The organism is Streptomyces sp. NBC_01241 (assembly GCF_041435435.1).
Classification (GTDB): Bacteria; Actinomycetota; Actinomycetes; order Streptomycetales; family Streptomycetaceae; genus Streptomyces.
In genome coordinates this window covers 2,684,972-2,710,359 of record NZ_CP108494.1, presented here as the reverse complement: position 1 = coordinate 2,710,359, position 25,388 = coordinate 2,684,972, and the positions used below count along the sequence as shown (strand labels likewise).

Genomic DNA, 25,388 nt, shown 5'->3' with positions numbered 1-25,388 from the left:
TGTGCGGGGGGCTGTGGATAACTGAGGAGACGCCCGACATGCCGCAAACCGTTGCTCTGCTCGCCGCCGCATCCGAGGATCAAGGGCCCGGCAACACGCTCCGCATCGTGCTGCTCGCCTCGCTCGTCGGAGCCGGCCTGCTCGGCTGGCTCCTGCTCCGCGGATACCGCAACGACGACAACAACGACTGAGTCGGCGTGAGCGTGCCCGGGACGCCCGCATACGATGTGCGCGACGTCTTCCTTCCGACTCCCGATCGATAGGTCCTGCCGAAGATGAGCCTCACGAGCACCGCGCACCAGCTGGTCACTCTCGCCGCCGAGGGCGGCGAACACGGTGGCAACCACCAAAGCCTCAGCCCGTTTCTCACCGGAGGCGGTGCGTTCGTCGTGCTGCTGCTCCTGCTGTGGATCACCACTCGTTTCAACCGCGACCGCTGAGGCGGAGGCGTACAGCTGTGCCAGTAGGCTCTGCACGCATGGGAGAGCAGGAAGTGCCTACCGGCCACAGAAAGCGCCGAATCGGCGTGATGGGCGGGACATTTGACCCGATTCATCATGGACACCTGGTGGCGGCCAGTGAAGTGGCCGCCCAGTTCCACCTCGACGAGGTGATCTTCGTTCCGACCGGGCAGCCGTGGCAGAAGAGCCACAAAAACGTCTCCCCGGCCGAGGACCGCTATCTGATGACGGTCATCGCGACGGCGTCCAACCCCCAGTTCTCGGTCAGCCGGAGCGACATCGACCGCAGCGGGCCGACGTACACCATCGATACGCTGCGGGACCTGCGTGCGGTCCACGGTGACGCGGACCTCTTCTTCATCACCGGCGCCGACGCGCTCGCGCAGATCCTCACCTGGCGGGACGCCGACGAACTCTTCTCGCTCTCCCACTTCATCGGTGTGACGCGGCCGGGGCATGTGCTCACGGACCCCGGACTGCCGGAAGGCGGGGTCTCCCTCGTGGAGGTACCCGCGCTCGCGATCTCGTCCACGGACTGCCGGCAGAGGGTCGCGCAGGGGGAGCCGGTCTGGTACTTGGTGCCGGACGGTGTGGTCCGCTACATCGACAAGCGCCAGCTGTACCGCGGCGAATGAGCCACGCAGAGGGGCACCGGTGAACGACCGACAGAACCCGTACGACCCGTACTACCAGCAGCCGCAGATCGTCGGCTACGACGAGTACGGGCAGCCGGTGTACCAGCAGGCCGGGCAGCAGGCGTACGACCCGTATGCGCCTCAACAGCCCGAGCAGCCCCAACAGCCTCAGCAGCAGCCGTATGAGGGCGGACAGGCGTACGGATACGACCCGTACGCCCAGCCCCAGCAGCCGCAGCCGCAGCCGCAGCCGTACGACCCGTACGGCTCCCAGCCGCCCCAGCAACCGCAGCAGCTTCAGCAACCGCAGCCGCCTCAGCAGCAGACCTACGGCGGCTACGACGGTTACGGCTACGACACCGGCCGGCAGCCCGCCGCGGTCGACACCACCCAGCAGTGGAACATCCCGCAGCAGGCCTCCGCGCAGCCCTCGGCACAGCCCCTGCCTGCGCCCGCTCCGGCGCCGGTCACGCAGGAGCCCCGGCCGGAGCGCGACGCCGGGGCCGGGCCGGATGCGGCCGTTCCCGGGCAGCGCCGCGCCGATTACCGCACCGAGCAGTTCTCCTTCATCGAGGAGCCCGACGAGGACTCCGAAGACGTCATCGACTGGCTGAAGTTCACCGAGAGCCGCAGTGAGCGGCGCGAGGAGGCGCGGCGCCGCGGCCGTAACCGCATGGTCGCGCTGATAGTCGTGGTGGTCCTGATGGTGGTCGGCGGTGTGGGCTACCTCTGGTCCGCCGGAAAGATCCCCGGCCTCTCCGGTTCGGAGAAGGGCAACACGGCATCGACGGGCCCGCAGCAGCGGGACGTCATCGTGGTTCATCTGCGCAACACCAAGAACGGCGGCACCTCCACGGCGCTGCTCGTCGACAATGTGACGACCAAACAGGGCACCACGGTCCTGCTCCCCAACTCGCTCGCGGTCTCCGACGACGATGGCGTCACGACCACCCTCGGCAAGTCCGTCGAGGACGACGGCACCACCGGCACCCGCGATTCCATCGACACGCTGCTCGGTACGAGTATCAGCGGTACGTGGCGGCTCGACACCCCCTATCTGGAAACCCTCGTCGATCTGGTCGGCCACATCGAGGTCGACACCGACACCGAGGTGCCCGACACGAAGGCGGGCGCTTCCCCCCTGGTGAAGAAGGGCGAGGCGCAGACCCTGAGCGGTCAGATGGCCGTCGCGTACGCCACCTACCGGGCGCCCGGTGAGGCCGAGACGAAGCAGCTCACGCGGTTCGGGGACGTGCTGAGGGGTGTTCTGCGGAAGATTTCGGACGATCCGAAGGCCGCCACGGTCACCGTGCAGACGCTGGCGCAGATCCTCGACCCGTCGCTCCCCGAGAAGGACCTGGGAGCCTCCCTCGCGAAGCTCGCCCAGCGCGCCAAGATCGGCGACTACAAGACGGCCCTGCTGCCGGCGCAGGCCGACGGCACACTCACCGAAGCGGCCACCGAGAGTGTCGTCAAGGACATCCTGGGCGGCACGGTGAAGACGCCGTCCGCCGATGCGACGGTACGGGTCGGAGTCAAGAACGCCACTGGTGACAAGGACGGCACCGAGTCCGCCCGGATCAAGCTGGTCAACGGTGGCTATGCCTTCGTCGGCGGCGGTGGCACGACCGAGGCCGTGACACTGTCCGAGATCCTTTACCAGACCGCGGCGGACAAGGAAAAGGCGACGCAGGTCGCCAAGACCCTGGGGCTGCCGACAAGCGCGGTGAAGCAGGGCAAGCCCGCCGCGAACGCGGATGTGTCCGTAGTGCTCGGTCAGAACTACAAGATCAAATGACCGGGGCCGCGCCGGCCGGATGATGTCGATTCGGCCTTCGAACGTTCGCTGTGTGGGCTGTCGGCGGTCCGTGAGACCCTAGGGGTTGATCTGACCGCCGACGAAAGCCCTCTTGTGACCGCCACGGACCGCTCCATCGAGCTCATCAACGCCGCCGCTCAGGCGGCCGCCGACCGGCTCGCGCACGACATCATTGCGTACGACGTCAGCGATGTGCTGTCGATCACGGACGCCTTCCTGCTGGCCTCGGCCCCCAACGACCGCCAGGTCAAGTCGATCGTCGACGAGATCGAGGAGCGGCTCCAGAAGGAGCTCGGCGCCAAGCCGGTACGCCGTGAGGGCGACCGTGACGCGCGCTGGATCCTCCTCGACTACGTCGACATCGTCATCCACGTCCAGCACAGCGAGGAGCGTGTCTTCTACGCGCTGGAGCGCCTCTGGAAGGACTGCCCCGAGATCGCGCTCCCCGAGGACGCCGTCAAGACCCGCGGCAAGGCCAAGGAGCACGCCCAGCTCACCGGCAGCACGGAAGGTGAGCAGAGCTGAACGTCAGCGGAAGCGGCAGGGGCCGCAGGATCGTTCTCTGGCGTCACGGCCAGACAGCCTGGAATCTGGAGCGCCGGTTCCAGGGCTCGACGGACATCGCGCTCACCGAGGCCGGCATCGGGCAGGCCCAGCGGGCCGCCCGGCTGCTCGCCTCGCTGAGGCCGGATGCGATCGTCGCCTCCGATCTGCAGCGGGCGGCGGCCACGGCTGCCGAGCTCGCCGCGATCACCGGCCTCGAAGTCGCGCACGACGCGGGACTGCGCGAGACCTACGCCGGTGCTTGGCAGGGCCTGACCCACGAGGAGATCGTCGGGCAGTACGGCGAGCAGTACGCCGCGTGGAAGCGCGGTGAGCCCGTGCGCCGCGGTGGTGGTGAGCTGGAGACCGAGGTCGCCGACCGGGCCGCCCCGGTCGTACTCGAACACGCCGACAAGCTGCCCGACAGCGGCACGCTCGTCGTCGTCAGCCACGGCGGCACCATCCGTACCACCATCGGTCGGCTGCTGGGCCTGGAGTCGCACCACTGGGAAGGGCTCGGCGGGCTCTCCAACTGCTGCTGGTCGGTGCTGGGCGAGGGCGCGCGCGGCTGGCGCCTGATGGAGCACAACGCCGGCACGCTGCCCGAGCCGGTGCTCGGCGACGACACGTAGCAGTGACGACACCCGGCCGGGGGCTGCCCGTGGGGCGGGCCCGGACGGCGCTCGGAGGCTACCTCGGGGCGGCGTAGGCCGGATTTCACTTTCTGGCTGGTCACAGGCTAAAGTTCTTCTTGTTCGCAGCGCGGAAACGCAGGGAAACACAGCGAACAGCGGGGCTATAGCTCAGTTGGTAGAGCGCCTGCATGGCATGCAGGAGGTCAGGAGTTCAATTCTCCTTAGCTCCACAATCAGGATCCCGTCCCCAATAGGGGACGGGATCTTTGCGTTGTCCCTGACCGTTCCACTGGACCGGCCTCCCTGACTGTTCCGTTTGCCCCGACCGTTCCGTTTCGCCCGACCGTGGCCCCGGCCCGCCCCTCTGACCATGTGTCCGGTCACGCCTCCCGGCGTCGCCGCAGCGCCGCGACCTGCTCCTCGCTCTCCTCATCGGCCGGGGTGTAGACCACGATCCGGCCCTCCGGCAGCCCATTGACGGACAGCGACACCGAAGTCATCCGTATCTCAGCGGTGGCCGCCCAGTGCCGGAAGGTCTTCACCCGCGGCCCCGGCGGGGCGACATCCCCGCTGCGCCACAGCTCGGCGAAGTACGGGCTGGCGGCCGAGAGGCTTTCGACGAACGATTCCCAGGCGGGCTCGCCCGTATGCGGCCCGTAAGCCCCCCGCAGCGTCGCCACCATGATCGGCAGCTCCTGGGGCCGGTGGACGACGGGACAGGCGTCCTCGGGCACCGTGAACAGCGTCCACAGCGCATTGTGTATGCCCGTTCCCGCTATTTCGGGGATGTCGAACAGGTCGAGGTGGGCGGGGTTGGTGGCCAGGACGTCGTACCGCGTGTTGTAGACCACGGCGGGGAGCGGATCGAGCGCGTCGATGATGCCCTGGATTTCTGGCCCGACCTCGATCGTGTCGGTCTGTCTGCCGGGGGCGTAGGCCACCTGCGCCAGGTGGTAGAGGTGTTCGCGCTCCGGGGTGTCCAGCCGCAGGGTGCGCGCCACGGCGTCCAGGACCTGCGGTGACGCGTTGATCGGACGGCCCTGTTCCAGCCAGGTGTACCAGGTGACACCGATGCCGGAGAGCTGGGCGACCTCCTCGCGGCGCAGGCCCGGGGTGCGGCGACGCAGCCCGGGTGCCATGCCCACATCGGCCGGCGTCACCCGCGCCCGGCGGTTGCGCAGAAAGGCCGCGAGCTCCGGACGCCTCCGGTGTCGGGCCTGCTGGTCTTTCGTCACCGAGGTCACACCCCCATCGTCGTTGCCTCGTACGGGAGTTGCCAGGTGCTGTCGGTACCAGCATCAGCGGGCTCTCGTTACCCGTATCCATCCGGAGTCAGGCTCGACGCCATGACGACGACCGCCGCGACAACTCCACGTTCCCCAGCCAGTAAAGACGTCACCACTGACAAACGCCGGGGGAGAGTGCTCGCCCTGGTCCTCGCGGCTCAGTTCATGGCGCTGCTCGACACCTTCATCGTCAACGTCGCCGCCCCGACGATCAGAAGCGAACTCGGCGCCTCCGGAGCCGGGTTGCAGCTCATCGTGGCCGGTTACACGATCGCGTACGCCGTACTGCTCGTCATCGGCGCCAGGCTCGGCGGACTGCTCGGACACGGCCGGGCCCATCTGGCCGGACTCGCCGTCTTCACCGCCGCCTCGCTGGCCTGCGGACTCGCGGCAGGAACCGGACAGTTGATCACCTTCCGGCTGATCCAGGGTGCGGGTGCGGCGGTGATGATTCCGCAGGTGCTCAGCCTCATTCAGCGACACTTCACCGGCGAGGCGCGGATCCGGGCGCTCGGTGCCTACAGTGCGGTGCTCGCCACCGGCGCGGCCGCCGGGCAGGTGGTCGGCGGGGTCCTGGTCAGCGCCGATCTGTTCGGCGCGGGCTGGCGGCCGGTCTTTCTGGTGAATGTGCCGATCGGGCTGGTCCTGCTGGTGCTCGGCTTCCGCGTGCTGCCCGGCGAACCGCGTACCGGGGCTGCCAGGATCCAGGCGCGGGCGCGCGGGCTCGATCTGCCGGGGCTGGTGCTGCTGGCCGCCGCCGTCACACTGCTGACCGTCCCTCTGGTGCTCGGGCAGGAGTTGGACTGGCCGGTCTGGACCCTGGTCTGCCTGATTGCCTCCGTGGGGTTCTTCATCGGGTTCGCCGGGTACGAGTCACGGCTTGCCGCGCGCGGTGGTGCGCCCCTGATCGCGCCCAGGGTGCTGCGCATCCCGGGTATCGCCCGGGCGGCGCTGCGCATTCTCGTGGTGATGGCGGTCAACGCGGGCTTCCTCTTCACGATGACGCTGCATATCCAGGGCGGCCTGGGCTACTCGGCGCTGCGCACGGGGCTGATGTTCGCACCGACCGCGCTGGTATTCGGCGCGATCGGGCTGACCTGGCGCCGATGGCCGGCGCGGCTTCAAAGCGCGCTGGTTCCGGGCGGGTTCGCCCTGGTGGCCATCGGCTCTGTGGCCATCGGGCTGTTGATGCGGGACGGAGGCGACGGCGGTCTCTGGCTGTATGCGGCCTTTGCGCTCATGGGCGGCGGCATGGCGCTGGGCTTCAGCCCCACCCTTACGGGGGCGTTGGCGAACGTACGTCCGGAGGATGCGGCTGATGCGAGCGGTGTACTGGTGACCGCCACCCAGCTCGGTCAGCTGCTCGGTGTCGCGGCCTTCGGCACGTTCTATCTCAACCGCCTTGATACGTCAGGGATGCAAGGGCCGGGGCACGTGGTGTGGGCATGCGCTCTCGCACTGTCGGCGGCGGCTCTGGTGGGCGTCTCGGCGGGTCTCGTACGGCGTCGGTGACCGACCGGATATCCGCCGGGCTGACCCCCTTGCGGGGTCATGGCAGAATCGGACCGCCGGAGGGGGCGACGGACCGAACGGGAGGGAGCGCGCGATGCCTGCGAGCCGTCACGAGGTCCCGGACCTGCTCCTTGTCCCCGAACGCCGTGCCCGGACCGGTCGCCTTGCCGGTGGTCCGCCCCGCGCGGCCCACATGCTCGGCGAGAACGGCGGAATCTCCTGCGTGTGCACTGCCCGTGGCCAAAGCCGGAGCTGACTCATGGGTGCACACAGGCGGAAGTGCGACTGGTGCGGCAGCGGTACGCCCATCGTCAGGGACATGGATCCGATCAATCCGGAGTACCAGTACTGGTGCGAGGAGTGTGCGCGGGCGCTGATCATAAAGGGCGACCCGATCGAGACGTACCGGGAGCTCGAGGGGGAGCCGATCTACGGGCGGCTGCTGGAGGAGCACTGCACTCTCAAGCGTTTTTACTCCTTCGCCACCGCGTGAGCCCTTTGTGTACCGCTGTGTGCACCTTCTGTGTGCGCCCCCTCGCGGGTCCCCGCGTTCCGCTCGCCTCGTCCCCTGACCGAGGTGCCGCAAAATTGGTCAAATCCGGGTAGGCGGGAAACGATTTGGTGGACCGGCGGGCTCACCGGTAATGTTCTCGATGTCGCCAGGGGCAAACGGAGCCGGGCGGCACGCAGCACGGGGCTATAGCTCAGTTGGTAGAGCGCCTGCATGGCATGCAGGAGGTCAGGAGTTCAATTCTCCTTAGCTCCACAGCGAAGAAATGAGAAGCGGGTCATCCATACAGGGTGGCCCGCTTCTCGTGCATGTGTCCATGGATCGGTCGCGCCGGGACCGGTCCGGGGCCCGTGCGGTACCCTGACGCCATGCGTGCCGTACGCCTTCTGCTTAGCGAGCCGCGCTGATCAGTCCCGACCGGTGAGAATGCCTGGTCGGAATCGGCGCGGCGTCCCCTCCTGTGCGAGGGGATTTTTCGTTTCCGTAGACGCGTGTCCGTAGACGTGGGCGCCGGCAGATGACGATCGATGGAGCTTTGAGGATCATGAGCGAGACGAATTCCGCAGCCGAGACGGTTGCGCCGCACCGCTACACGGCGGCGATGGCCGCCGACATCGAGGCACGCTGGCAGGACTTCTGGGACGCCGAGGGCACGTACGAGGCGCCGAACCCGTCCGGTGACCTGGCGGGCAATCCGGAACTGGCCGCCAAGCCGAAGAAATTCATCATGGACATGTTTCCGTACCCCTCGGGTGCGGGCCTGCACGTCGGTCACCCCCTGGGCTACATCGCCACCGATGTCTTCGCCCGCCACCAGCGGATGACCGGGCACAACGTGCTGCACACCCTGGGCTTCGACGCCTTCGGCCTGCCCGCGGAGCAGTACGCCGTGCAGACCGGCACGCACCCGCGGGTCTCCACCGAGGCCAATATCGAGAACATGACGGCCCAGCTGCGCCGGCTGGGCCTGGGCCACGACAAGCGCCGCTCGTTCGCCACGATCGAGTCGGAGTACTACAAGTGGACCCAGTGGATCTTCCTGCGGATCTTCAACTCCTGGTACGACACCGAGGCCGACCGGGCCCGCCCGATCGACGAGCTGGTCGCACAGTTCGAGAGCGGTTCGCGTCCCACTCCGGACGGCCGTGACTGGAGCGCCCTGAGTTCCGTCGAACGCGCAGACGTCCTGAGCGGGTACCGCCTGGCGTACGCCTCCGACGCCCCGGTCAACTGGTCGCCGGGCCTGGGCACCGTACTGGCCAACGAAGAGGTGACGGCCGACGGCCGGTCCGAGCGCGGGAACTTCCCGGTCTTCAAGGCCAAGCTGCGCCAGTGGAACATGCGCATCACGGCCTACGCGGACCGGCTGCTGAACGACCTGGACGGGCTGGACTGGCCCGAGGCCATCAAGCTGCAGCAGCGCAACTGGATCGGGCGCTCCGAAGGCGCGCGCGTCGACTTCCCGGTCGACGGCGCGGGCGACATCACCGTCTTCACCACCCGCCAGGACACCCTGTTCGGTGCCACCTACATGGTGCTGGCGCCCGAGCACGAGCTGGTGGAGCGGATCATTCCGGCCGCCTGGCCGGAGGGCACCCACGCGGTGTGGACCGGCGGGCACGCGTCCCCGGCCGAGGCCGTCACCGCGTACCGCAAGCTGGCCGCCGCCAAGTCCGACGTCGAGCGGCAGGCCGAGGCCAAGGACAAGACCGGTGTCTTCACCGGCGCGTACGCGACCAACCCGGTCAGCGGCGAGAAGGTGCCGGTCTTCATCGCCGACTACGTCCTGATGGGTTACGGCACCGGCGCGATCATGGCCGTACCGGCGCACGACGCGCGCGACTTCGCCTTCGCGCGCGCCTTCGAGCTGCCCATGCGCTGTGTGGTCCAGCCGTCGGACGACCGCGGTACGGACCCCTCGGCATGGGACGACGCCTTCTCCTCGTACGAAGCGAAGCTGGTCAACTCCGCCAATGACGAGATCTCGCTGAACGGTCTGGGCGTCGTCGACGCCAAGGCAAAGATCACCGAGTGGCTGAAGGAGCGCGGCGTCGGCGAGGGCACCGTCAACTTCCGGCTGCGTGACTGGCTGTTCAGCCGTCAGCGCTACTGGGGCGAGCCTTTCCCGATCGTCTACGACGAGGACGGCATCGCCCACCCACTGCCCGAGTCGATGCTGCCCCTGGAGCTGCCGGAGGTCGACGACTACTCGCCGCGCACCTTCGACCCCGAGGACGCCGACACCCAGCCCGAGACCCCGCTGTCCCGGAACGCCGACTGGGTCAACGTCACTCTGGACCTGGGCGACGGCAACGGCCCGAGGAAGTACCGCCGCGAGACCAACACCATGCCCAACTGGGCGGGCTCCTGCTGGTACGAGCTGCGCTACCTGGACCCGTACAACGACGAGAAGCTGGTCGACCCGGCGATCGAGCAGTACTGGATGGGCCCGCGCGAGGGGCAGCCGACCGGTGGCGTCGACCTGTACGTCGGTGGTGCCGAGCACGCCGTACTGCACCTGCTGTACGCACGCTTCTGGTCCAAGGTGCTGCACGACCTGGGACACATCTCGTCCGCCGAGCCGTTCCACAAGCTGTACAACCAGGGAATGATCCAGGCGTTCGTATACCGGGACAGCCGCGGCATCGCGGTCCCGGCGGCCGAGGTCGAGGAGCGCGACGGAACGTTCTACTACCAGGGCGAGAAGGTCAGCCGCGTCCTGGGCAAGATGGGCAAGTCCCTGAAGAACGCCGTCACGCCGGACGAGATCTGCGCCGAGTACGGTGCGGACACGCTGCGCCTGTACGAGATGGCCATGGGCCCCCTGGACGTATCGCGACCGTGGGACACGCGCGCCGTCGTCGGCCAGTACCGGCTGCTGCAGCGGCTGTGGCGCAACGTCGTCGACGAGGAGACCGGAGAGGTCACCGTCGTCGACACCGAGCCGGGCGAGGAGACGCTGCGGGCGCTGCACAAGGCGATCGACGGGGCCGGCCAGGACATGGCCGGGATGCGCTTCAACACCGCTATCGCCAAGGTCACCGAACTGAACAACCACCTGACCAAGGCGGGCGGCCCGCTGTCCCGGAGCGTCGCCGAGTCGCTGGTGCTGCTGGTGGCGCCGCTGGCCCCGCACATCGCCGAGGAGCTGTGGCACCGGCTGGGCCACACCGAGTCGGTCGTGCACCAGGACTTCCCGGTTGCCGATCCGGCGTATGTCGTGGACGAGGCCGTGACCTGCGTCGTGCAGGTAAAGGGCAAGGTCAAGGCGCGTCTGGAGATCTCCCCGTCGATCACGGACGAGGAGCTGGAAGCGCTGGCCCTGGCCGATCCGGCCGTGGTCGCGGCGCTGGGCGGCGCGGGAATCCGCAAGGTGATCGTGCGGGCGCCGAAGCTGGTCAATATCGTCCCCGCATGACGGCGGTCGTCGCCCCCGCGTGACGGTTGTCGAGTATGCGCCGGTTTTGTGCCGCGGAGTGGGGGCGTTCCCCTACGGGCAGGCTGGGGGTTCCGAAGGAACCCTCGGCCTGCCCTTTCCGTTTACGGTGGAGGGGCCGGCATCCGGCAGCCGAAACGAGATGCGAGGGGCGCTCATGGAAGCCGTGATCCTCATCCTGGGATTGCTCTTTTTCGCGTTCGTGGCCCTGGGCGTGTATGTGAGCGTCAAGGCCATCGGCGTGGCGAAGCGTGGTGTGGACCGTACGATCACGCAGGCGCGCCGGACCGTCGAGGACACCACGCTGCGGGCCAAGAGCTACGGCCAGGCGGGCGTGGGCGGAGAGCTGGCGCAGCTGCGGCTCGCGCTGCGCACATCCATGCGGGCCACGCAGGAGGCGTTGCAGACGGGGGGCGCCGAAGACGCCTCGCTCTCGGAGTCACTGGGCCTCTTCCAGCGGCTGAGGACGCACGGGCGTGAGCTGGACGACGACCTGAAGAGGCTGGAGCGCGAGCCCGACCGGGCGATCGTCGCGTCGATGCTGCCGGGCCTGAAGCAGCGTACGGAGCGGATCACACACTCCGCGGATTCGCTGCGATGGGCCGCGCGGGACCGGGCGCGACAGTTCGCCGACGACGATCTGGACGCGCTGAATGCGCAGATCGATGTCGAGGCCGGGGCGCTGCGGCACTGGACGGTGGAGCCGGACGAACCGGTCCACGGCCAGGGCCAAGGACAGGGCCAGGGACAAGGGTGGGGGACGGGGCAAGGACAGAGGCAAGGGCAGCCGAGCCGGCCGGGGCAGGAACGAGGGGCCGCCGACGGTACGGCGCAGGCGATCACGGCTCCGGACCCGCAAGGACGGACCGAGTACCCGTGGCAGAAGGCGGCTCGGCCCGAAACGACGAACTGAGACGTTCGACGACCGGCGGTGACCCGATGCGGTCCGAAGCGGTCCGGAGCGATCATTCGGTCGGGGTCGGACTGCCGAGCCGAGGACCCGCCAGGTAACCTCCCGCTCATGTCCCGCCATGTCGCGATCGTCACCGATTCCACGGCCTACCTGCCGCCCGAGGCGATGGAGCGGCACGGCATCACCGCGGTGCCGCTGACCGTCGTCCTCGGTGATCAGGCGCTGGAGGACGGCACCGAGATCTCGGCCCGCTCCCTCGCACTGGCGCTCCAGAAGCGTCGTCCCGTGACGACTTCCCGGCCCAGCCCGGAGGTTTTCGCCGCCGAGTACCGGGCGGCGGCCGAGGCCGGAGCCGGCGGCATCGTCTCGCTGCACCTCTCGGCCGAGATCTCGGGCACATACGATGCCGCCCTGCTCGCGGCGAAGGACGCATCGGTTCCGGTGCGGGTGGTGGACACCGGGATGGTCGCCATGGCCCTGGGATTCTGCGCCCTGGCGGCGGCGGAGACGGCGGAGGCGGGCGGGAGCCTGGACGAGGCCGTCGCAGCCGCGGAGAAGCGGGCCGCGGGTACCTCCGCGTACTTCTACGTCGACACGCTGGACTATCTGCGTCGCGGCGGTCGTATCGGTGCGGCGCAGGCGCTGCTGGGATCGGCGCTCGCCGTGAAGCCGCTGCTCCAACTGGATGGTGGCCGCATCGAACTGCTGGAGAAGGTGCGGACGGCCTCGAAGGCCATCGCGCGCCTGGAGGAGATCGTCGTGGAACGCTCGGGCGGCGACCGGGTGGACATCGCCGTGCATCACCTGGCGGCACCCGAGCGGGCCGAGCGGCTTGCCGAGCGGTTGCGCGAGCGGGTGCCAGGCCTGGTCGATCTGCATGTCAGCGAGGTGGGCGCGGTGATCGGCGCGCACACCGGGCCCGGACTGCTCGGGGCCGTGGTCTCGCCGCGCTGAAGCCGGTTCGCGGCCCTGCTCCTTGGATATCGGCCCTCGGATTTCACTCCTCGGGGTGGCCGAGATATCCACAACTGCTCGGTTGTCCACCGAAATCAGGTCCGCTCAGCGGGCTCGGACGGATGTGCCTACCGTCGTGAGGCATGGCTCCCCGATCACATCGTGCAACCAGCGGCAGCGGCAGCGGCAGCGGCCCCGGCCCGGGCCGCGCCCGTAGCGGTCCCGGCCTCGGACCCGGACGACGACGGCCCTCGCGCGGACGTGCGGGCGCTGTGGCGGCGGCTTCGCGGCAGCGGGCGGACGCCCTCATGGGAGGGGCACACGGCGGACGGGTCGCGCGGCCCGCGCTCGGGGTGGCAGTGGCTCCGGCGCCCGTTCCCGCTTCGGCGTTGGCTCCTGCTCCTGCTCCTGCTCCTGGTTCTGTTTCTGCTCCGGCTCCTGCCCCGAGCCCGACACCAAGTCCCGCTCCTGGTAGGGCTACGACTACGACTACGGCTTCTGCGTCGGCCTCGACACCGGTTTCTGCGCCGGCCTCGACACCGGTTTCTGCGCCGGCTCCGGGGCTGCGGGCGAGGGTGGCACCCGCGCTGCGGGAGCGGATTCCGGTGTGGCTTCGGCTCAGATGCGGTTTGGAGCCAAGGACCCTTGCCGCGCTGTCTGTCGTCCTGATCGCGACCGCGGTCTTCGCCGCAGTGCATTTCTGGTCCGCGCGCCCCCATTCCGTACGAGCTCCTGATCCGGTCAACGAAGCTGCGCACGCCGGGACATCGGAGCCGTCGCCAGGGGTGGCGGCAGCGCCGGAGCCGTTACCGGGGCCGCCACCCGCGACAGGGTCGGGCGGGCACATCGTCGTCGATGTGAGCGGGAAGGTGCGACTGCCGGGGATCCATCAACTGCCGTCCGGCGCACGGGTCGCCGACGCGATCCGGGCCGCGGGCGGAGCCCGGCCCGGTGTCGACCTCGCCGGGCTCAACCGGGCGCGGGTGCTCATGGACGGGGAGCAGATCGTGGTGGGCGCTCCACCGGGCCCTCCGGTCATGGGCGGGACGGGAGGTGCCGCCACGGGCGGCACCGGCACCGGCAGCGGCGGCACCACAACGGGAACGGTCAGCCTCAATCTGGCGACCGTCGAACAACTCGACTCCCTGCCCGGCGTCGGTCCGGTTCTCGCCCAGCGCATCGTCGACTATCGCACCCAGCACGGCGGTTTCCGTTCCGTCGACGAACTCCGCGAAGTCAACGGGATCGGCGATCGCCGGTTCGCCGACCTCCAGCCTCTGGTGGTGCCATGAACCACTCGGAGAACCACTTGGAGAACCACTCGGACGTCCATGCGGCCTCGGGCCGGCGGCTGGGTGCCTCCGACCCGCGGCAGGAAGGCCCACTAGACCTTCGGCTGGTCCCGCCGGCCTTGGCGGCCTGGGCCGGAGCGGCGCTCGCGCTCGGCGTGCCGGGAAGGTGGACCACGACGGGCGTGATGCTCTGTGTCGGCGCGGCCATGGTGCTCCTGGCGACGTCCGGAATGTCGGCGACCCGCGCGATGCGAGGACTGCCGGCCGGTACCGGGGGAGGGACGGCAGATGACGAGGGCGTGGTACGCCACCGGCAGCGGCCGTACACCACCGCAACTGCAACCGCTGCGGCACTGCTCTGCGCGGCGGCCGGGGCCGCGTCGGCCGGCTGGCACAGCGCGGACGTACGGCAGGGTCCGGTCCACGAGCTGGCCCAGCGGTTCGCGAGAGTGGACGCGGAGGTGACGGTGACGTCCGATGCCAGGCAGACCGCGCCCCGGGTGCGCGGCGACCACAGCACACCCGCCTCCCTCCTCATGGATGCCGAGATCACCCGGCTGACCGGGCCCGACGGTGCGGTCACCCGGCTGCGCACGCCGGTGCTGCTGATCGTCTCGCCCGGCGGATCGACGGCCGGGTGGCAGGAGTTGCTCCCCTCCACACGACTGCGCGTCGGAGGCCGACTGGCGCCACCCCTGCACGAAGGCGAGCACAACGCCGCCGTACTCCGGCCGGAGGGCAAGGGCCCGCCGCACGTCACCGGGCCCCCTTCCGCGGTCCAGCGGCTGGCCGGCGCTCTGCGTGGCGGTCTGCGGGAGGCGACCGAGCGGCTCGATCCCGATGCGCGGGCGCTTCTGCCCGGCCTGGTGGTCGGTGACACCTCACGGGTCACTCCGGAACTGCACGATGCCTTCCAATCGGCCGACCTCACCCACCTGATGGCGGTCTCCGGAGCCAACCTGGCGATCCTGCTCGTTCTCCTGATCGGGCCACCGGGCATGGCCGTGCGTGTCGAACGCCGTGGTCTGGCACCCCGGTTGGGAATGTCGCTGCGGATGACCGCATTGCTCGGCGGCGGGCTCACGCTGGCCTTCGTCGTCGTCTGCCGGCCGGAGCCGAGCGTGCTGCGCTCCGCGGCCTGCGGGCTGATCACCCTGCTCGCCATCGGCACGGGGCGCCGCAGATCGCTGATCCCCGCGCTGGCCGCCGCGGTCCTTCTGCTTGTTCTGTACGACCCGTGGATGGCACGCAGTTACGGCTTCGTCCTCTCCGTCCTGGCCACCGGTGCCCTGCTCACCATCGCCCCGAAGTGGAGCGAGGCGCTGCAACGACGCCGGATTCCGTCCCGGCTCGCCGAGGCGCTGGCCGCGGCCGCCGCGGCGCAGGCCGTGTGCGCGCCGGTCGTCGTCCTGCTCGCCTCCCGGGTCAGTCTGGTGGCGATCCCGTGTAATCTGCTGGCCGAATTCGCGGTGGCACCGGCCACGGTCCTCGGGTTCGCCGCGCTCGCCCTGGCGCCGGTGGCCATACCGGTGGCGGAGCTGCTGGCCTGGCTCGCGGGGTGGCCGGCCGGGTGGATCGCTTCGGTGGCCCGCACCGGGGCAGCCCTGCCCGGGGCGGAAATCGACTGGCCCGACGGCGGGAAGGGTGCGTTACTGCTCGCCGTGCTGACGGCAGTGGTGGTGCTGTCCGCCCGGCGTATCGTCCGCCATCCATGGGTATGCTCGGCCGCCGCGCTGCTGCTGATCGTCGCGGTGCTGCGCCCGGTTCCGCTCACCCGTGTGCTGACCGGATGGCCGCCGCCCGACTGGGCGTTCGTGATGTGCGACGTCGGTCAGGGGGACTCCCTGGTACTGGCCGCTGGGGAGGGCCGGGGGGTGGTCGTCGACGCCGGTCCCGATCCGCGGCTCGTCGATCGATGTCTGCGCGACCTGGGCATCACCGAGGTGCCGCTTCTGATCCTCACGCATTTCCACGCGGACCATGTACGGGGGTTGCCCGGTGTGCTGCGGGGCAGAGCGGTCGGGGCGATCCAGGCGACGAACCTGGACGAGCCTTTGGACCAGGTCGCGTTCGTCCGGAGAACGGCCGCCGCGACGGGCGTCCCCATGGTGCGGGCGGTCCCCGGTGAACGGCGCAGGATCGGGCCCCTCGACTGGCGAGTCCTGTGGCCGGCGGGAGGCAGGGGAGCGGGCGGCGCACCGGGGTACCAGGGAGCCGTGTCGGGGCCCGTACCGCAGGAGCCGAATGATGCCAGCGTCACTCTCTACGTACGGACCGGCGGGCTGTCCCTGCTGCTCCTGGGCGACCTCGAACCTCCGGCGCAGCAAGGGCTGTTGCACAGGTATCCCGCGCTGCCGCCGGTGGATGTGCTCAAGGTCGCCCATCACGGTTCCGCCCATCAGGACCCCGCTCTGCTGCACACTGCGCGCCCGAGACTCGCCCTGGTGAGCGTGGGCAGGGACAACCCGTACGGGCATCCGGCCCCGCGCACCGTCGACGCGCTCCGAGCGGGTGGCGCGGTGGTGCTGCGCACGGACACGGACGGCGCGATCGCCGTGACGGGTGCCGGGACGGGGCTGAGCGCGGTGGGCAGCTCATGAGCCCGAGCTCCGGCGCGCCGGCCGGGCGCACAAACGAAGTGGCCAATTCGGACCATCGGTAACACCTCTACGCAAGCTCCTGCGAGCTGCTGCGTTTGCCTCGAACGCCACATTGGTGATCGAATGAATGCTCGTCGGTGGGCCGCTGCTCCGACGAGGACGTCCAGCCGTCAGGGCCCAAGGTGAATCGCCCCCGAGGGTAGGTAGAAGATGTTCGGCCGTTGGCTGGGAAGCAAGAGAACGACGGATACCGCGCGAGGCAACGCTCTTGCCGGCTTCGAGGTGCCACGCACCGCGGGAGTGCTCAGTTGCCGGGTGCTCGATCCCGTCAACGAGATAGTGCCGCAGGCCGAGTTCGTCGTCACGGACAGCGCGGGCCGCAAGGTCGTCGGCGGTGAGACGGATCCGTACGGCAGCGTCCTCGCCACCGTCCCGGCCGGTGAGTACCGACTGGCCGTCACGGCCGAGGGCTTCACCCCGTTCCACGGCGCGGCCACGGTCGTCGAGGGCGGCCACGCGAGCCTCGGTGATGTGACGCTGCAGCTGTCTGCGCCCCCGCAGCTGCCCGCCCCGGGCGAGTGGGAGGTCGAGCCGATGCACTCACAGATCGGCTTCACGGCCCGGCACATCGGTATGGCGCGCATCCATGGCCGGTTCAACACCTTCGCCGGTGCCGTCCGGATCGCCGACCGCATGGAGAGCTCCGCCATGCACGTGATCATCGACGCCGCTTCGATCGACACGAACGTACAGATGCGCGACGACCATCTGCGTTCCAGCGACTTCCTCGACGTGGGCCGCTACCCGACGCTGGAGTTCTACAGCGACCGCTTCGTCCACCGCGGCGGCACGCGCTGGGGCGTGACCGGCGCGCTCACTCTGCACGGTGTCAGCCGTACGGTCACGCTGGACACCCAGTACCTCGGCCTGGGCAGCGGCCTGGAGGGCGAGACCCGCGCCGCCTGCCGGGCCACCACGGAACTGCACCGCGAGGACTTCACTCTCACCTGGCAGACCATGCTGGCCCGAGGCATCGCGGCCGTCGGCTCCAGCATCGCCATCGACATGGACATCCAGATCGTCCCCAAGAGCTGAGCCGGCAGGCCCCCAGGCGCCCCGTCAGGGCGCTTCGAGCCACCCGTCGTACTCCGCGGCGAACGCGTCGAGCGCCGCGGAGTCCAGCCGCGCTGCCGGGTCCTCCACGACCACCAGCCACTGGGCGTCCTCGGCGTCGTCCTCGCCGGCCAGTGCGTCGCGTACGAGCTGGGGCTCCTCGGTGACCCCGAAGCGGTCGCCGAGCTCTCCGGCCACCTCCTCCGCGGCGTCGCGGTCGGGCAGCACCAGCACATGTCTCACATCGCTCACCTGCCCATTCTCCCGTACCGGGTACACCGCGCGGTCAGGTCCGGTCCGCACCGGACTGCCGAGCCAGTGGCGTCGAGTGCCTGACGATCGTTCATGTGCATGACGCTCTCGGGATATCGGCTACCGGCGACCACCGACGGCGGCGGCGCCGCAGTCAGGCGTCGCAGGTCGTCCGGGCCGAGCGTGAGTTCCGTCGCGGCAAGGTTCTCCTCCAGAGTCGCCCTGCGCTTCGTGCCGGGGATCGGCACAAACGTCGTCGCCCTGGTGCAGCAGCCAGGCGAGCGATATCTGCGCCGGGGTCGCGCCGCGCTCACGGGCGACATTCCGGACCACGTCGGCAGCTGCGGAATTGATCCTGAAATTATCGCTCCGTTGCGGATCGTGCCTGCGGTAGTCGTTCTCCGGATATTCCTCCGCGCGGACCGCCGTGCCGGTCAGGAATCCACGACTCAGCGGAGAATCGGGAACGAGACCGATACCCAGCTCCCGGATCACCGGCAGAATCTCCAGCTCCGGATGACGTTCCCACAGGGAGTACTCGGTCTGCAGAACTGCGACGGGACGGACGTCGTGAGCCCGCCGGATGGTGCCCGGACGGGCTTCCGAGAGGCCGAAGTGCAGAACCTTTCCGGCCGCGATGAGTTCGCCGACCGCACCCGCCACGTCCGCGATCGGCACCTCCAGGTCCACCCGGTGCCGATACAGGACATCGATCCGGTCCGTACCCAGCCGTATCAGGCTCTCGTCGACCACCCGCCGGATGCGCTCGGGCCGGCTGTTGAGCGCGCCGCGCCGGGTGCCCTCGTACTCCCAGCCGAACTTCGTCGCGACCACCGCGCCGTCCCTGCGGCCCTGCAGCGCCCTGCCCAAGAGTTCCTCGTTGACGAACGGGCCGTACGACTCCGCGGTGTCGAAGAAAGTGCAGCCGAGTTCGAGAGCGCGGTGGATTGTCCTGATGGATTCCCTGTCGTCCGGTGTTCCATAGGTCTGGCTCATTCCCATGCATCCCAGCCCGAGGGCGGAGATTTTCAGACCGGTGTTGCCGAGTCGACGATAAGGAATCGCTGGCGAGTTCAATTTCGGAACCCCTCCTGCTACTCCTGGTACTCGCTGGATCTCATACGGCGGCCGGGACCGTACCAGCGGGCTGAATCTCCCGATCCGTTGAGCGGAGATTTTCAGCATCCGACGGCTCCCGGTGATCGGATGCCTGGCGTCAGCACGCCGGACAGCGGGGCTGCCCCGGCGCCCGCATGCCGGACAGCGGGGCTGCCCCGGCGCCCGCACGAGGCGGGTGGGGAGTCCGGCGACTGTCAGTGGCGCGTGGGATGCTGGACGGCGATGGCCACCAGAAGGAATTCCACCGACGACTCGCTCGCCCCCCTCACGCTCGCCGTGGGCCAGGAGGACCTGCTCCTCGACCGCGCCGTGCAACAGGTGGTGGCGGCGGCCCGCGCCTCCGACCCCGACACGGACGTCCGCGACCTCACCTCGGATCAGCTCCAGCCCGGCACCCTCGCCGAGCTGACGAGCCCGTCGCTCTTCGCCGAGCGCAAGGTGGTGATCGTGCGCAATGCGCAGGACCTTTCCGCCGACACGATCAAGGACGTCAAGGCGTACCTCGGCGATCCGGTCGAGGAGATCACCCTCGTTCTGCTGCACGCGGGCGGCGCCAAGGGCAAGGGGCTGCTGGACGCGGCGCGCAAGGCCGGGGCACGGGAGGTCGCCTGTCCGAAGACGACCAAACCGGCCGAGCGGCTCTCGTTCGTACGGTCGGAGTTCCGGGCGCTGGGGCGCTCGGCGACCCCCGAGGCGTGTCAGGCGCTGGTCGATTCCATCGGCAGCGATCTGCGGGAGCTGGCGAGCGCGGTCTCGCAGCTCGTCGCGGATGTCGAGGGCACGATCGACGAGGCGGTCGTCGCCCGTTACTACACGGGTCGAGCCGAGGCGTCGAGCTTCACCGTCGCCGACCGCGCGGTGGAAGGACGGGCGGCGGAAGCGCTTGAGGCACTGCGTTGGTCGCTGTCGACCGGAGTGGCGCCCGTGCTGATCACCAGCGCGCTGGCGCAGGGCGTACGGGCCATCGGCAAGCTGTCCTCGGCCCGCGGAGGGCGCCCCGCGGACCTCGCCCGTGAGCTGGGCATGCCGCCGTGGAAGATCGACCGGGTGCGTCAGCAGATGCGGGGGTGGACGCCGGACGGCGTGGCCGTGGCGCTGCGGGCGGTCGCGGATGCGGACGCGGGAGTCAAGGGCGGCGGCGACGACCCGGAGTACGCGTTGGAGAAGGCCGTGGTCGCGGTGGCGCGGGCAGCGCGGTCCGGACGGTAGGCCGGACGGTGGGAAAGCGATGGCCGGACCGCGAAGGGCGGTAGGGAAGCCGGAAACGGAATCGCGAGAAGCGGTGGGAAGCCGGTAACCGGATCGCGAGAAGCGGCAGGAAAGCGGTGGCCGGACCGCAAAAAACACAGCGCGGCCCGAGCGGGGCGTACACCGAAGGCCCCGGCCTCGCTCTGGGGAGAGCGGAGGCCAGGGCCTTCGGATCACACTCGGTGCGCCGCACCCGCGTGGCGAACGCAGGTTCGGTGTGCGGCGCGGGGGCCGGTCAGGGGCGGGAGAGAGGGCCCGCTGGTCCGTTCCGGCGGTAACTCAGAAAGCTCAGCCCTGGAGGGAGGCAACCTTGGAGGCCAGCGCCGACTTCTTGTTGGCGGCGGCGTTCTTGTGGATGACACCCTTCGAGACGGCCTTGTCGAGCGCGCGGGAGGCGTCGCGAGCGGCCGTGGTGGCCTTCTCGACGTCACCGGCGGCGGCAGCCTCACGGGCCTTGCGGATAGCGGTCTTGAGCGAGGACTTGACGGCCTTGTTGCGCAGGCGCGCCTTCTCGTTCGTCTTGTTCCGCTTGATCTGGGACTTGATGTTCGCCACGAAAGAGCCTTTTCAGGTTCGTTGGATCTTCGATGTGCGCCGCACGGCCCGAGAGGGTCGCGAGGCACAGCTGTCAACGGTACCAGCCCCGCTCCGACCGGCCCAAACCGGTCTCCGCCCCGCAACCATGGGACGATGGAGGCTACGTATCGATCCGACCGAACCGACATCGACCCGAGACACGGCGTTCGGCGTCTCAAGAATCAGGACCCTGCGTGCCCGCGACTCCTATCCACGTGCCCGAGCCGAGCCGTACCGACCCGGCGCTGATCCGCAACTTCTGCATCATCGCGCACATCGACCACGGCAAGTCGACCCTTGCCGACCGGATGCTTCAGCTGACGGGCGTGGTCGACCAGCGGCAGATGCGCGCTCAGTACCTCGACCGGATGGACATCGAGCGCGAGCGTGGCATCACCATCAAGTCCCAGGCGGTGCGTCTGCCCTGGGCGCCCGAAACGGGTGAGGACCAGGGCCGCACCCATATCCTCAACATGATCGACACCCCGGGCCACGTGGACTTCACCTACGAGGTCTCCCGCTCGCTCGCCGCCTGCGAGGGCACGGTCCTGCTGGTCGACGCCGCGCAGGGCATCGAGGCCCAGACGCTGGCCAACCTCTACCTGGCGATGGAGAACGACCTCACCATCGTCCCGGTCCTCAACAAGATCGACCTGCCGGCCGCGCAGCCGGAGAAGTTCTCCGAGGAACTGGCCAACCTCATCGGCTGCCAGCCGGAGGACGTGCTCAAGGTCTCGGCGAAGACCGGCCTCGGTGTGGAAGCGCTGCTCGACCGTGTGGTCAAGGACGTACCGGCCCCGGTCGGCCAAGCCGATGCCCCCGCCCGCGCGATGATCTTCGACTCGGTCTACGACTCGTACCGCGGTGTCGTCACGTACGTCCGTGTCGTCGACGGTCAGCTCAACAAGCGCGAGCGCATCAGGATGATGTCCACCGGCGCCACCCACGAGCTGCTGGAGATCGGGGTCTCCTCCCCGGAGATGACCCCGGCCGACGGCCTCGGCGTGGGCGAGGTGGGCTACATCATCACCGGTGTGAAGGACGTCCGGCAGTCCAAGGTCGGTGACACCATCACCTCCCTGAACAAGGGCGCGACCGAGGCGCTGGGCGGCTACAAGGACCCCAAGCCGATGGTGTTCTCGGGCCTGTACCCGCTGGACGGTTCGGACTACCCGGACCTGCGCGAGGCGCTCGACAAGCTCCAGCTCAACGACGCCGCCCTGGTGTACGAACCGGAGACCTCCGCCGCGCTCGGCTTCGGCTTCCGCGTCGGCTTCCTCGGCCTGCTCCACCTCGACGTGATCCGCGAGCGGCTGGAGCGCGAGTTCGGCCTCGAACTCATCGCCACCGCCCCCAACGTGGTCTACCGCGTCGAGATGGAGGACGGCACCGAGCACACCGTCACCAATCCGAGCGAATTCCCCGAGGGCAAGATCGACAAGGTGCACGAGCCCGTCGTGCGCGCCACGGTCCTGGCCCCCAGCGAGTTCATCGGCGCGATCATGGAGCTCTGCCAGAACCGGCGCGGCACCCTCCTCGGCATGGACTACCTCTCCGAGGACCGGGTCGAGATCCGCTACACCCTGCCGCTCGCCGAGATCGTCTTCGACTTCTTCGACCAGCTGAAGTCCAAGACCCGGGGCTACGCCTCCCTCGACTACGAGCCCACCGGCGAGCAGTCCGCCCAGCTCGTCAAGGTCGACATCCTGCTGCACGGCGACAAGGTCGACGCGTTCTCCGCGGTCACGCACAAGGACAAGGCGTACGCGTACGGCGTGCGGCTCGTCGCCAAGCTGCGCGAGCTGATCCCGCGGCAGAACTTCGAGGTGCCGATCCAGGCCGCCATCGGCTCCCGGGTCATCGCCCGTGAGACGGTCCGTGCCATCCGCAAGGACGTCCTCGCCAAGTGCTACGGCGGTGACATCTCCCGTAAGCGGAAGCTGCTGGAGAAGCAGAAGGAAGGCAAGAAGCGGATGAAGATGGTCGGCAATGTGGAGGTGCCGCAGGAGGCCTTCATCGCCGTGCTGTCGACGGACGAGTCGGGCGGGGAGGGCAAGGGCAAGAAGTAGCCCCCGCCGCGAGGCCGAGGGCCGGCTCCCGGCTCCGGTTCAGGATCGCGCCCGCAGTCCGGTTCCGGATCGGGCCCGCAGTCCGGTTCCGTCCCGCCCCCTACTCGGTGGTAGCCCAACGGGCCCCTGTGTCGCAGCGCACTGCGACACAGGGGCTCGTTCGTTATGAAGCGGCGGCCCGTTGCCTCTTACGCGGCGGACGCGCGCGCTCTACCCTGATCACGGCTTCGTAGTTACTCGCCAGTTAAACAAGCTGGATCGGGCACCGCAGGCCGGCCACCGCAGGCCAGGTGCCGCAGGACAGAAACGCAGACGTACGCAGGACACGCACAGGAACAACAGGAACAAGCACAGTCAGCAGGAACAAGCAGCCGGTCGTGAAGTACCGCCGCAGGCCCGGAGGACGTCGTGAGCGACACACAGACCCTGATCGATAACCGACCGCCCTCCGTGGCGAACCTCTTCGTCGACCGCGTGGCGGCCACCCCCGACGGGGAGGCCTACCGCTACCCCGTCCCGTCGGCCGCCGGCGAGGGGCCCGACGAGTGGAAGTCGCTGAGCTGGGCACAGGCCGCCGAGCGCGTGTACGCCATCGCGGCAGGGCTGATCGGTCTGGGCGTCCAGCCGGAGGAGCGGATCGCACTCGCCGCCAGTACCCGCGTGGAATGGATCCTCGTCGACCTCGGTGTGATGTGCGCGGGCGCCGCCACCACCACGATCTACCCGTCGACCAACGCCGAGGAGTCGGCGTTCATCCTCTCCGACTCCGAGAGCCGGGTGCTGATCGCCGAGGACGCCGGCCAGCTGGCCAAGGCCCGCGAGCGCCGCGCCGAGCTGCCGAACCTCGCCCATGTCGTCGTCATCGACCCCGAGGACGCCGGGCCCGCCGAGGGCGACCCCGAGGGCTGGGTGCTCACCCTCGCCGACCTGGAGGCCCGCGGCGCAGAGCACTTGGCGAAGAACCCCGGCGCGGTCGAGGAGCGGGTGTCCGCGATCACGTCCGACCAGCTGGCCACCCTGATCTACACCTCGGGCACCACCGGCCGCCCCAAGGGCGTACGCCTGCCGCACGACAACTGGTCCTACATGGCCAAGGCCACCGTCGGGACCGGCCTGATCACCAAGGACGACGTCCAGTACCTCTGGCTGCCGCTCGCGCACGTCTTCGGCAAGGTCCTCACCTCCGGCCAGATCGAGGTCGGCCACGTCACCGCTGTCGACGGCCGGGTCGACAAGATCATCGAGAATCTGCCGGTGGTCCAGCCGACGTACATGGCCGCCGTTCCCCGAATCTTCGAGAAGGTCTACAACGGTGTCGCCGCCAAGGCACGGGCCGGTGGCGGGGCCAAGTACAAGATCTTCCAGTGGGCGGCCAAGGTCGCCCGCGAGTACGCGGCCGTCTCGCAGGACAACTTCCGGCGCACCGGCACGGCCTCCGTCCCGTTCGCGCTCGGCGCCAAGCACAAGGTCGCCGACACCCTCGTCTTCGCCAAGATCCGCGAGGCCTTCGGCGGCCGGCTGCGCGCCTGTGTCTCCGGCTCCGCGGCACTCGCCCCCGACATCGGCTACTTCTTCGCGGGCGCCGGCATCCACATCCTGGAGGGCTACGGCCTCACCGAGACCAGCGCCGCCTCCTTCGTCAACCCGGGCGAGGCATACCGCACCGGCACCGTCGGCAAGCCGCTCCCCGGCACCGAAGTACGGATCGCCGACGACGGCGAGATCCTGCTGCGCGGTCCCGGTCTGATGGAGGGCTACCAGGGTCTGCCGGAGAAGACCGCCGAGGTGCTGGAGGCGGACGGCTGGTTCCACACCGGTGACATCGGAGAGCTGTCCGTGGACGGCTACCTCCGGATCACCGACCGCAAGAAGGACCTCATCAAGACGTCCGGCGGCAAGTACATCGCCCCGGCGGAGGTCGAGGGACAGTTCAAGGCGGTCTGCCCGTTCGTCTCCAACATCCTCGTGCACGGCGCGGACCGTAACTTCTGCACCGCCCTGATCGCACTCGACGAGCCGACCATCCTCGGCTGGGCCGCCGAGAACGGTCTGGGCGGGAAGCCGTACGCCGACGTGGTGGCCGCCCCGCAGACCGTCGTGCTCATCGAGGGCTACGTGAAGCGGCTCAACGAGGGGCTGCAGCGCTGGCAGACCATCAAGAAGTTCCGGCTGCTGCCCCGCGATCTCGACATCGAGCACGGCGAGCTGACGCCCAGTCTCAAACTGAAGCGGCCGGTTGTCGAGCGCGAGTACAAGGACCTCATCGACGACATGTACGCGGGGAGCCGCGAGGCGTAACACAGCTCCTCGGGCGGCGGCCGTACGGTGCGGCCGCCCCTGTCACGCTCCGCTCACTTTCTCCGCCCACTTCGGCAACTCGCCGCTTATGGGCATGGCCCATCTGTCACTCTGTC

General features: G+C 69.3%; 20 protein-coding genes, 2 tRNA genes and 1 pseudogene. 19 read left to right on the top strand and 4 right to left on the bottom strand.

Features of this window, described 5'->3' with window-relative positions:
• The first annotated feature begins 38 nt into the window (after window positions 1–38).
• The 7 genes from OG306_RS11845 to OG306_RS11815 all read left to right on the top strand — a co-directional run bounded on the left by OG306_RS11845 (window position 39) and on the right by OG306_RS11815 (window position 4,323).
• The gene (locus OG306_RS11845; protein WP_266746153.1) at window positions 39–191 is read left to right on the top strand and encodes a hypothetical protein; all 153 of its coding nucleotides are present in this window, start codon (window positions 39–41) and stop codon (window positions 189–191) included.
• Between the two features lie 84 nt (window positions 192–275).
• Window positions 276–440 carry a hypothetical protein gene (locus tag OG306_RS11840; protein WP_266746152.1) on the top strand — a complete coding sequence of 55 codons (165 nt, stop codon included), beginning with the start codon at window positions 276–278 and terminating at the stop codon, window positions 438–440.
• Between the two features lie 38 nt (window positions 441–478).
• On the top strand, window positions 479–1,096 hold the full coding sequence (nadD, locus tag OG306_RS11835; protein ID WP_266746151.1) for a nicotinate-nucleotide adenylyltransferase: 618 nt from the start codon (window positions 479–481) through the stop codon (window positions 1,094–1,096).
• Between the two features lie 19 nt (window positions 1,097–1,115).
• Window positions 1,116–2,894 (top strand): LCP family protein, encoded by a 1,779-nt coding sequence (locus tag OG306_RS11830; RefSeq protein ID WP_371665269.1) that lies wholly within the window; start codon window positions 1,116–1,118, stop codon window positions 2,892–2,894.
• A 114-nt stretch (window positions 2,895–3,008) separates the two neighbouring features.
• Window positions 3,009–3,440: a ribosome silencing factor gene (gene rsfS / locus OG306_RS11825; protein ID WP_266746149.1), complete on the top strand. Its 432-nt coding sequence runs from the start codon at window positions 3,009–3,011 to the stop codon at window positions 3,438–3,440.
• Window positions 3,437–4,090, top strand: coding sequence for a histidine phosphatase family protein (locus OG306_RS11820; protein ID WP_266907718.1), 654 nt, complete (start codon window positions 3,437–3,439; stop codon window positions 4,088–4,090). The genes rsfS and OG306_RS11820 overlap by 4 nt, the downstream gene beginning before the upstream one ends.
• Window positions 4,091–4,250: 160 nt before the next feature.
• Window positions 4,251–4,323: transfer RNA gene (locus tag OG306_RS11815), tRNA-Ala, on the top strand.
• A 150-nt stretch (window positions 4,324–4,473) separates the two neighbouring features.
• On the opposite strand, the gene OG306_RS11810 is transcribed toward OG306_RS11815, so the two are convergent.
• Window positions 4,474–5,337 carry a helix-turn-helix transcriptional regulator gene (locus OG306_RS11810; RefSeq protein WP_266906761.1) on the bottom strand — a complete coding sequence of 288 codons (864 nt, stop codon included), beginning with the start codon at window positions 5,335–5,337 and terminating at the stop codon, window positions 4,474–4,476.
• A 102-nt stretch (window positions 5,338–5,439) separates the two neighbouring features.
• On the opposite strand from OG306_RS11810, the gene OG306_RS11805 reads away from it, so the two are divergent.
• The 9 genes from OG306_RS11805 (at window position 5,440) to OG306_RS11765 (ending at window position 17,692) form a co-directional block, all read left to right on the top strand.
• Window positions 5,440–6,891 (top strand): MFS transporter, encoded by a 1,452-nt coding sequence (locus OG306_RS11805; protein ID WP_266906763.1) that lies wholly within the window; start codon window positions 5,440–5,442, stop codon window positions 6,889–6,891.
• Window positions 6,892–7,150: 259 nt separating this feature from the next.
• The gene (locus OG306_RS11800; protein WP_015608461.1) at window positions 7,151–7,384 is read left to right on the top strand and encodes a hypothetical protein; all 234 of its coding nucleotides are present in this window, start codon (window positions 7,151–7,153) and stop codon (window positions 7,382–7,384) included.
• A 200-nt stretch (window positions 7,385–7,584) separates the two neighbouring features.
• Window positions 7,585–7,657 (top strand) — tRNA-Ala (locus tag OG306_RS11795).
• A gap of 289 nt (window positions 7,658–7,946) precedes the next feature.
• Entirely contained in the window at window positions 7,947–10,820 is a 2,874-nt protein-coding gene (gene leuS, locus OG306_RS11790; RefSeq protein ID WP_266906765.1) for a leucine--tRNA ligase, read from the top strand.
• Between the two features lie 175 nt (window positions 10,821–10,995).
• On the top strand, window positions 10,996–11,751 hold the full coding sequence (locus OG306_RS11785) for a hypothetical protein (RefSeq protein WP_266746145.1): 756 nt from the start codon (window positions 10,996–10,998) through the stop codon (window positions 11,749–11,751).
• A gap of 108 nt (window positions 11,752–11,859) precedes the next feature.
• Window positions 11,860–12,705 carry a DegV family protein gene (locus tag OG306_RS11780; protein WP_266746144.1) on the top strand — a complete coding sequence of 282 codons (846 nt, stop codon included), beginning with the start codon at window positions 11,860–11,862 and terminating at the stop codon, window positions 12,703–12,705.
• An 857-nt stretch (window positions 12,706–13,562) separates the two neighbouring features.
• Window positions 13,563–13,997 (top strand): ComEA family DNA-binding protein, encoded by a 435-nt coding sequence (locus tag OG306_RS11775; protein WP_323183848.1) that lies wholly within the window; start codon window positions 13,563–13,565, stop codon window positions 13,995–13,997.
• Complete coding sequence (locus OG306_RS11770; protein WP_266746142.1) at window positions 13,994–16,597, top strand: ComEC/Rec2 family competence protein; 2,604 nt, start codon at window positions 13,994–13,996, stop codon at window positions 16,595–16,597. The genes OG306_RS11775 and OG306_RS11770 overlap by 4 nt, the downstream gene beginning before the upstream one ends.
• A 210-nt stretch (window positions 16,598–16,807) precedes the next feature.
• Window positions 16,808–17,692 carry a YceI family protein gene (locus OG306_RS11765; protein WP_266746141.1) on the top strand — a complete coding sequence of 295 codons (885 nt, stop codon included), beginning with the start codon at window positions 16,808–16,810 and terminating at the stop codon, window positions 17,690–17,692.
• 24 nt (window positions 17,693–17,716) lie between these two features.
• On the opposite strand, the gene OG306_RS11760 is transcribed toward OG306_RS11765, so the two are convergent.
• Entirely contained in the window at window positions 17,717–17,962 is a 246-nt protein-coding gene (locus tag OG306_RS11760) for a hypothetical protein (protein ID WP_266746140.1), read from the bottom strand.
• A gap of 83 nt (window positions 17,963–18,045) precedes the next feature.
• Window positions 18,046–18,964, bottom strand: a pseudogene (locus OG306_RS11755) (aldo/keto reductase); the annotation flags it as partial.
• 339 nt (window positions 18,965–19,303) lie between these two features.
• On the opposite strand from OG306_RS11755, the gene holA reads away from it, so the two are divergent.
• On the top strand, window positions 19,304–20,290 hold the full coding sequence (gene holA, locus OG306_RS11750; RefSeq protein WP_266746139.1) for a DNA polymerase III subunit delta: 987 nt from the start codon (window positions 19,304–19,306) through the stop codon (window positions 20,288–20,290).
• A gap of 327 nt (window positions 20,291–20,617) precedes the next feature.
• Here holA and rpsT read toward each other — a convergent pair whose 3' ends face one another.
• Window positions 20,618–20,884, bottom strand: a complete 267-nt coding sequence (gene rpsT, locus OG306_RS11745) for a 30S ribosomal protein S20 (protein ID WP_124717766.1) — start codon at window positions 20,882–20,884, stop codon at window positions 20,618–20,620.
• Between the two features lie 215 nt (window positions 20,885–21,099).
• Here rpsT and lepA point away from each other — a divergent pair, with 215 nt between their 5' ends.
• The gene (gene lepA / locus OG306_RS11740; RefSeq protein ID WP_266746138.1) at window positions 21,100–22,974 is read left to right on the top strand and encodes a translation elongation factor 4; all 1,875 of its coding nucleotides are present in this window, start codon (window positions 21,100–21,102) and stop codon (window positions 22,972–22,974) included.
• Between the two features lie 408 nt (window positions 22,975–23,382).
• Window positions 23,383–25,272 carry an AMP-dependent synthetase/ligase gene (locus OG306_RS11735; RefSeq protein WP_266746137.1) on the top strand — a complete coding sequence of 630 codons (1,890 nt, stop codon included), beginning with the start codon at window positions 23,383–23,385 and terminating at the stop codon, window positions 25,270–25,272.
• Window positions 25,273–25,388: the final 116 nt, after the last annotated feature.